The sequence below is a fragment of the Duganella callida genome (genome assembly GCF_004614165.1).
Taxonomy (GTDB): domain Bacteria; phylum Pseudomonadota; class Gammaproteobacteria; order Burkholderiales; family Burkholderiaceae_D; genus Rugamonas; species Rugamonas callida.
On the sequence record NZ_SPVG01000201.1, the window covers coordinates 1 to 7798 of the forward strand.

At 65.0% G+C, this 7798-nt stretch carries 8 protein-coding genes; all 8 read left to right on the plus strand.

The annotated features are described in order from the left end of the window. The coding region (locus tag E4L98_RS20255) for a class I SAM-dependent methyltransferase (protein WP_135203351.1) at positions 1-362 on the plus strand (362 nt) is incomplete at its 5' end. Positions 363-492: 130 nt separating this feature from the next. After that, positions 493-1353: a flagellar motor stator protein MotA gene (motA, locus tag E4L98_RS20260; protein ID WP_135203352.1), complete on the plus strand. Its 861-nt coding sequence runs from the start codon at positions 493-495 to the stop codon at positions 1351-1353. 37 nt (positions 1354-1390) lie between these two features. Continuing rightward, positions 1391-2344: a flagellar motor protein MotB gene (gene motB, locus E4L98_RS20265; RefSeq protein ID WP_135203353.1), complete on the plus strand. Its 954-nt coding sequence runs from the start codon at positions 1391-1393 to the stop codon at positions 2342-2344. 13 nt (positions 2345-2357) lie between these two features. After that, positions 2358-2906 carry a chemotaxis protein gene (locus E4L98_RS20270; RefSeq protein WP_135203354.1) on the plus strand — a complete coding sequence of 183 codons (549 nt, stop codon included), beginning with the start codon at positions 2358-2360 and terminating at the stop codon, positions 2904-2906. A 36-nt stretch (positions 2907-2942) separates the two neighbouring features. Further along, positions 2943-3308 (plus strand): response regulator, encoded by a 366-nt coding sequence (locus E4L98_RS20275; protein ID WP_135203355.1) that lies wholly within the window; start codon positions 2943-2945, stop codon positions 3306-3308. Between the two features lie 50 nt (positions 3309-3358). Continuing rightward, complete coding sequence (cheA, locus tag E4L98_RS20280; RefSeq protein ID WP_135203356.1) at positions 3359-5572, plus strand: chemotaxis protein CheA; 2214 nt, start codon at positions 3359-3361, stop codon at positions 5570-5572. A 12-nt stretch (positions 5573-5584) separates the two neighbouring features. Beyond that, positions 5585-6067: a chemotaxis protein CheW gene (locus E4L98_RS20285; RefSeq protein ID WP_135203357.1), complete on the plus strand. Its 483-nt coding sequence runs from the start codon at positions 5585-5587 to the stop codon at positions 6065-6067. A 126-nt stretch (positions 6068-6193) separates the two neighbouring features. Then, a partial coding sequence (locus E4L98_RS20290; protein WP_135203358.1) for a methyl-accepting chemotaxis protein occupies positions 6194-7798 on the plus strand: 1605 nt, incomplete at its 3' end.

Here is a 7798-nt window from a genome sequence, read left to right on the forward strand (position 1 = left end):
ACATCGGCAGCGGCCTCGGCGGCCTGGTGCTGTACCTGGCGCGCGTGCGCCCGGACGCCGACGTCAGCGGCATCGAGCTGGCGCCGCTGCCGTTTGTATACAGCTGGCTGCGCGCCAGGCTCGGCCGCAGCCGCGCGCGCTTCCTGCGCGGCGATTACGAACGGCTGGATTTCAGCTGCTACGACCTGGTGTTCGCCTACCTGTCGCCGGCCGCCATGTCACAATTATGTCGCAAGGCAATGGCTGAAATGCGCCCTGGGACGATGCTTGTGAGTTACGAATTTATCATTGAGGAAAGATCACCGGACCGCATCATCCATGCCACAAAGCAGGGCGTTCCCCTCTACATATGGTACTTTTAAGCATCATTTGACGTTATTCTCTTGCCCGCCTGCCGCGCCTCGGCTAGAGTAGTTCTACATGAAAATTTATTGAAATACCGGCCGTTGATAGTCACAATTGGCCGGTTTTCGTTCTGGGGAGTTTGCACAGTTGTTAGTCATCATAGGATATGTGGTGGTCATCGCCGGCGTGTTCGGCGGCTATGCCGCGTCGGGCGGGCATCTGGCCGTGCTGGTGCAGCCGCTGGAGCTGGTCATGATCGGCGGCGGCGCGGTCGGCGCTTTCCTGGTCGGCAACAACGGCAAGACCCTGAAGGCCACCCTGGGCGCGCTGCCCACCCTGTTCAAGGGCTCGCGCTACACCAAGGACCTGTACATGGAAATGATGTCGCTGCTGTTCGACGTCTTGTCCAAGGTGCGCAAGGAGGGCCTGATGTCGATCGAAGGCGACATCGACAGCCCGGAGCAGAGCCCGCTGTTCAGCAAGTACCCGACCGTGCTGGAAGACCACCATATCGTCGAATTCATGACCGACTACCTGCGCCTGATGGTGTCCGGTAACATGGACGCCTTCCAGATCGAGAACCTGATGGACATCGAGATCGAGACCCACCACCACGAGGGCGCCGCGCCGGCCCACGCCATCGCCAAGCTGGGCGACGGCATGCCGGCGTTCGGTATCGTGGCGGCGGTGATGGGCGTGGTGCACACCATGGAATCGGTGGGCCTGCCGCCGGCCGAGCTGGGCATCCTGATCGCCCACGCGCTGGTCGGCACCTTCCTCGGCATCCTGCTGGCCTACGGCTTCGTCGGTCCGCTGTCCAGCCTGCTGGAGCAAAAGCTCGAGGAATCGACCAAGATGTACCAGTGCGTCAAGGTCACGCTGCTGGCCAGCCTGAACGGTTACGCGCCGGCGCTGGCGGTCGAATTCGGCCGCAAGGTGCTGTACTCGACCGAGCGCCCGACCTTCAACGAACTGGAAGATCACATCAAGAAATCGAAGTCGAAGTAAGCCATGCGGTTTAACGTGCTCACCTTAGGAAAGTATCATGGCTGAAGAGGGCTTGCGGCCTATCATCGTCAAGCGCATCAAGAAGGGCGGCGGCGGCCACCACGGCGGCGCCTGGAAGATCGCGTACGCCGACTTCGTCACCGCCATGATGGCGTTCTTCCTGTTGATGTGGCTGCTCGGCTCGACCACCAAGGGCGACCTCAACGGCATTTCCGAATACTTCAAGACGCCGCTGAAGGTGGCGATGGAAGGCGGCTCCGGCAGCGGCGACAGTTCCTCGCTGATCAAGGGGGGCGGCAAGGACCTGACCCGCAGCGAGGGCCAGGTCAAGGCCAGCGACGACCCGCAGGTCAAGAAGACCTACAACCTGACCGCCGCCAAGGCCGCCCTGGAAGCCGAGGAAAACCAGCGCCTGAAGGCGCTCAAGGAACGCATCGAAAACCGCATCGACGCCAACCCGCTGCTGAAGAAATACAAGGAACAGTTGCTGCTGGACCTGACCAACGACGGCCTGCGCATCCAGATCGTCGACGAGCAGAACCGGCCGATGTTCGCGCTGGCCAAGGCCGAGCTGCAACCGTACACCAAGGACATCCTGCACGAGATCGGCATCGTGCTGAACGACGTGCCCAACCGCATCAGCCTGTCGGGTCACACCGATTCGACGCCGTACATGAGCGACGCCGGCTACAGCAACTGGGAGCTGTCGGCCGACCGCGCCAACGCCTCGCGGCGCGAGCTGATCGTCGGCGGCATGCAGGACGCCAAGGTGTTGCGCGTGGTCGGACTGGCCTCGGCCGTCAACCTCGACAAGGAAGACCCGTTCAACCCGATCAACCGCCGCATCAGCATCATCGTCATGAACAAGCGCGCCGAAGAGGCGGTGCTGCGCGACGGCAAGAAACAAATCGAGGTCGGCGGCGACGAGGCGCCCGCTTCCGCAGTCCCGGCGGCGGTGGCCGCACCGTCCGCTCCGCCGGTACGCAAATAAGTAAGAGATGGTTATGACAAGAAAAAAAATCCTGGGGTCCCACGTCAAGCGCCTGCTGTCCGGCGTGTCCGACCACGGCCGCCGCCACCTGACCGAGGTCGAGACCGACGTCATCCAGACCGGCCTGCTGCTGGAAGAGGCGATCGACAAGCTGTCGTTCAACTTCATGGCGATCCACCAGACGGTGCAAGCGGTGCAGCCGGTGATCCAGCTGTTGCTGGACGGCGGCCAGGCCAGCGCCGAGCAGCGCGCCCAGCTCGAGGCGCTGCCGGCGCAGATCGGCCAGTACGTCAACGGCGCCGTGACCAGCCTGCAATTCCAGGACATGACCAGCCAGCTGCTGGACCGCACGCTCAAGCGCGTCACCGGCCTGCGCGAATTCCTCGGCACGCTGGGCGCGCACGGCGACGCCATGGTGCCCGACAGCGACAACGAACAGATCGTCGACCTGCTCGGCAAGGTCAGCATGGCGCTGGCGATCCAGAGCCTCGAGCTGCGCAGCGTGCTGCGCAAGGCGGTCAGCCAGCAACACATGGAAAGCGGCGACATCGAACTGTTCTGATGTGCCCCACAACATTGATTTATAGAGAGAAAAAAGATGGCCAAGACAATACTTGCAGTTGATGATTCCAGCTCCCTGCGCCAGATGGTGGCGTTCAGCCTGAAGGCGGCCGGCTACCAGGTGGTGGAGGCCGTGGACGGCCAGGAAGGCCTGGAAAAAGCCAAGCTGCAGACTGTCGACCTGGTGCTGACCGACCAGAACATGCCGCGCATGGACGGCCTGCAGCTGATCAAACTGCTGCGCGAACTGCCCAGCTACGCCAAGACCCCGATCCTGATGCTGACCACCGAGTCGTCCGACGAGATGAAGGCCAAGGGCCGCGCCGCCGGCGCCAATGGCTGGCTGGTCAAGCCGTTCGACCCGCAGCGCCTGATCGAGGTGGTCAAGAAGGTCATCGGTTGATGCCGGGGCGCCACGATGCTGAGCCTGTGCGACCCTGAGGGAGTATCACCATGACCATCGACATAAGCCAGTTCTACCAGGTCTTCTTCGATGAGGCCGAGGAACTGCTGGCGGAAATGGAACGGCTGCTGCTGGCCGTGGATGTGGACGCCCCCGATGCCGAGGACCTGAACGCGATCTTCCGCACCGCCCACTCGGTCAAGGGCGGCGCCTCGACGTTCGGCGTGACCGACATGAGCGAAGTCACGCACGTGCTGGAAACCCTGCTGGACCGCATCCGCAAGGGCGAGATGCGCCTGACCTCGGAACACGTGGACGCCTTCCTGGCCGCCAAGGACGCGCTCAAGATGCAGCTGGACGGCCACCGCAACGGCAGCACGGTCGACCAGGACGCCGTGGCCGACGTGCGCATGATGCTGCAATCGCTGGCGCAGGACGTGCCGGTGGCCGCGCTGGCGCCGGTGGCGCCGGCCTACAACGCGGTGGAAACCAGGGTGGTCGATCACAGCGGCGGCCGCCGCTACCGGCTCGAACTGCCGGCCATGGCGCACCGCGAAGTGCAGGCGCTGGGCGAGGAACTGGGCCTGATGGGCCACGTGGCGATCACGCCGCTGGACAGGGACCGCAACGCCATGGTGGTCACCACCCATGAAAGCCTGGACGACATCATCGCCATCTGCTCGTTCGTGCTGAACCCGGAAGACATGCAAGTCACCGAACTGCCGGCGCTCAGCGACGCCCAGGCGCAGCGGGAAAAGGCCGCGCGCGACCAGGTCGAGGCCGAACTCGGCTACGGCTTCTTCGACGCCACCGAGCTGCATCCGGGCGCGGCGGCGCCGGCCGCCGGCGGCCCCGGCGAAGGTTACGGCTTCTTCCAGCCGCTGGACGAGATCCGCGCCAACGCCGCCGACGCCGCCGACGACGCGCGCGGCTACGGCTTCTTCCAGCCGGTGGAACAGATCCGCGCGGCCGCCGGCATCGTGCTCGAGGCGCCGTCGGCCGAGGACGAGGCGAAAAAGGCCGCCGCGGCCGCCGCCAAAAAGGAGGAAAAGGAAAAGGCCCCGGCCGCCGGCGCCGAATCGTCGTCGATCCGGGTGTCGATCGAAAAGGTCGACCAGCTGATCAACCTGGTCGGCGAGCTGGTGATCACCCAAGCCATGATCGAGCAGCGCGTCGACACGCTGGACCCGATGCTGCACCAGCGCCTGCTCAACAGCGTCAGCCAGCTGACCCGCAACACCCGCGACCTGCAGGAAGCGGTGATGTCGATCCGCATGATGCCGATGGACTTCGTGTTCTCGCGCTTCCCGCGCATGGTGCGCGACCTGGCCCACAAGCTGGGCAAGAAGGTCGACTTCATCACCAACGGCGCCGCGACCGAGCTCGACAAGGGGCTGATCGAGCGCATCGTCGACCCGCTGACGCACCTGGTGCGCAACTCGATCGACCACGGCATCGAGATGCCCGAGGTGCGGCGCGCCGCCGGCAAGAGCGACGCCGGGCGGCTGTTCCTGTCGGCCTCGCACCAGGGCGGCAACATCATCATCGAGGTATCGGACGACGGCGGCGGCCTGAATCGTGAGAAAATCCTCGCCAAGGCCCAGCAGAACGGGCTGGCGGTCAGCGACAACATGAGCGACGCCGAGGTCTGGCAGCTGATCTTCGCGCCCGGCTTTTCCACCGCCGACGTGGTCACCGACGTCTCGGGCCGCGGCGTCGGCATGGACGTGGTCAAGCGCAACATCAGCGCCATGGGCGGCGCCGTCGACATCCGCTCGGCCAAGGGCTTCGGCACCACCATCTCGATTTCGCTGCCGCTGACGCTGGCGATCCTGGACGGCATGTCGATCCGCGTCGGCGAGGAAATCTACATCCTGCCGCTAGGCTTCGTGATCGAATCGCTGCAGCCGGCGCCGGCCGACGTCAGGGAAATCGCCGGCAAGGGCCGGGTGATCAAGGTGCGCGGCGAATACCTGCCGCTGGTGCCGCTGTACCAGATGTTCGACATCGCGCCGCGCTACACCGATCCGTGCCAGGGCATCGTCATCATCGTCGAGACCGACGGCCGCAAGGCCGGCCTGTTTGTCGACGAGCTGGTCGGCCAGCAGCAGGTGGTGGTCAAGAATCTGGAATCGAATTACCGCAAGGTGGCCGGCATTTCCGGCGCCACCATCCTCGGCGACGGCGGCGTGTCGCTGATCCTGGACGTCGCCGCACTGATACGCTCGTCGCGCCAGCTGGCCGACGAATCGATTTTTTCCTGACAGGGGGCCATCATGGCAGAAGCACAAAACACCACCGAGATCGCCGGCCACGAATACCTGGCCTTCAAGCTGGGCGCGGAAGAATACGGCATCGACATCCTGAAGGTGCAGGAAATCCGCGGCTACGAAGCGGTGACCCGCATCGCCAACGCGCCCGAGTTCATCAAGGGCGTGATCAATCTGCGCGGCATCATCATCCCGGTGGTCGACATGCGCATCAAGTTCCACCTGGGCGAGCCGGTGTACGACCAGTTCACCGTGGTGATCATCCTCAACATCAACGGCCGCATCGTCGGCATGGTGGTCGACTCGGTGTCGGACGTGACCACCCTGACGCCCGAGCAGGTCAAGCCGGCGCCCGACATGGGCACCGCCTTCAGCAGCGACTACGTGATCGGCCTGGGCACCATCGACGAGCGCATGCTGATCCTGGTGAACATCGACAAACTCATGTCGAGCCCGGAAATGGGCTTGATGGACCAACTGGCGGCATAAGGCGACCCGCCTGGCCCGCCCAGCCGGCGCCGCGACCCCGCGCCGGCCCACCGCAGCACCACACGGACGCGCTCCCAAGAGAAGAGCGCGCCGCCATACCACGTTAGACAGAGGGGAGAACCTGGAATGCATTTACGCGACTTCAAGATCGGCGCACGGCTGCGCCTGGGATTCGGCATTGTCTTGCTGATCCTGGTGGCCATCGTGCTGCTGACCAACTACCTGAACTACAGTAACAAGAAGCAGCTGACGCAGGGGCTGGAAACGGCCACCGCCAAGAACCTGCAGGCCGACACCATGAAAAGCGCGATGCTGCAGACCGGCATCGCCATGCGCAACATCGGGCTGCAATCGGACGTCAGCCTGATGCAGAAGGAAGAGCAGAAGGTGCGCGCCCAGCGCGCGCGCTATGAAAAGGCGGCCGGCGACCTGAAGGCGCTGGGCCTGAACGACGAGGAAAACAAGGTGCTGAGCGACCTGGCCGCGCTGGACGCCGACACCGACGCCGCCTTCAAGGAAGCCACGGCGCAGATCATGGCCTTCAACAGCGAGGGCGGCATCAAGGTGATCTCGGGCCGCATCGACCCGCTGAACCAGCGCACGCTGGAGCTGATCGACAAGCTGGTCGGCATGCAGCGCGCCAACGCCGCCGACGTGATGGCCGGCTCGGTCTCGGCCGACCGCAGCCTGATGCTGGTGCTGTTCGTGCTGGGCGGCGTGGCGGTGGTGCTGGGCGTGGTGTGCGCCGCCATCATCACGCGCTCGATCACCGTGCCGCTGGAGGGCGCGGTGGGCGTGGCGCAGAAGGTCGCGGCCGGCGAGCTGACCGCGCAGGTGGCGGTGGAAGGCAAGGATGAGACCAGCGAACTGCTGCAGGCGCTGCGCGACATGAACGCCAGCCTGGCCAGGACGGTGGGCGAGGTGCGCACCGGCTCCGAACTGATCACCACCGCCTCGCAGGAAATCGCCTCCGGCAATGCCGACCTGTCGGCGCGCACCGAATCGCAGGCCAGCTCACTGGAGGAGACCGCCTCGTCGATGGAGCAATTGACCTCCACCGTCAAGCAGAACGCCGACAACGCGCGCCAGGCCAACCAGCTGGCCGTATCGGCCTCGTCGGTGGCGGAAAAGGGCGGGCAGGTGGTGTCGCAGGTGGTGCAGACCATGGGCTCGATCACCGAATCGTCGCGCAAGATCGCCGACATCATCTCGGTGATCGACGGCATCGCCTTCCAGACCAACATCCTGGCCCTGAACGCGGCGGTGGAAGCGGCGCGCGCGGGCGAGCAGGGCCGCGGTTTCGCGGTGGTGGCCTCCGAGGTGCGCAACCTGGCGCAGCGCTCGGCCGGCGCCGCCAAGGAAATCAAGGAGCTGATCGGCGACTCGGTGGAGAAAGTCGACGCCGGCAGCAAGCTGGTCGACGAGGCCGGCCAGACCATGGAATTGATCGTCACCTCGATCCGCCAGGTGGCCGACATCATGGGCGAGATCACCGCCGCCACCCAGGAGCAGAGCAACGGCATCGAGGAAGTCAACCAGGCGATCTCGCAGATGGATGAAATGACGCAGCAGAACGCCGCGCTGGTGGAGCAGGCGGCCGCCGCGGCGGAAAGCATGCAGGAGCAGGCGCAGCTGTTGGCGCAGGCGGTCAGCATCTTCAAGCTGTCGCACGACGAGGGCTTGCGCCGTCCGGCGCCGCGCGCGAGCGCGGGCGCGGCGCCGGCCCTGGCC

Coding starts and splice junctions, on each gene's coding strand:
- motB (WP_135203353.1), top strand. CDS start 1,391: ATGGCTGAAGAGGGCTTGCGGCCTATCATCGTCAAGCGCATCAAGAAG.
- E4L98_RS20270 (WP_135203354.1), top strand. CDS start 2,358: ATGACAAGAAAAAAAATCCTGGGGTCCCACGTCAAGCGCCTGCTGTCC.
- E4L98_RS20275 (WP_135203355.1), top strand. CDS start 2,943: ATGGCCAAGACAATACTTGCAGTTGATGATTCCAGCTCCCTGCGCCAG.
- cheA (WP_135203356.1), top strand. CDS start 3,359: ATGACCATCGACATAAGCCAGTTCTACCAGGTCTTCTTCGATGAGGCC.
- E4L98_RS20285 (WP_135203357.1), top strand. CDS start 5,585: ATGGCAGAAGCACAAAACACCACCGAGATCGCCGGCCACGAATACCTG.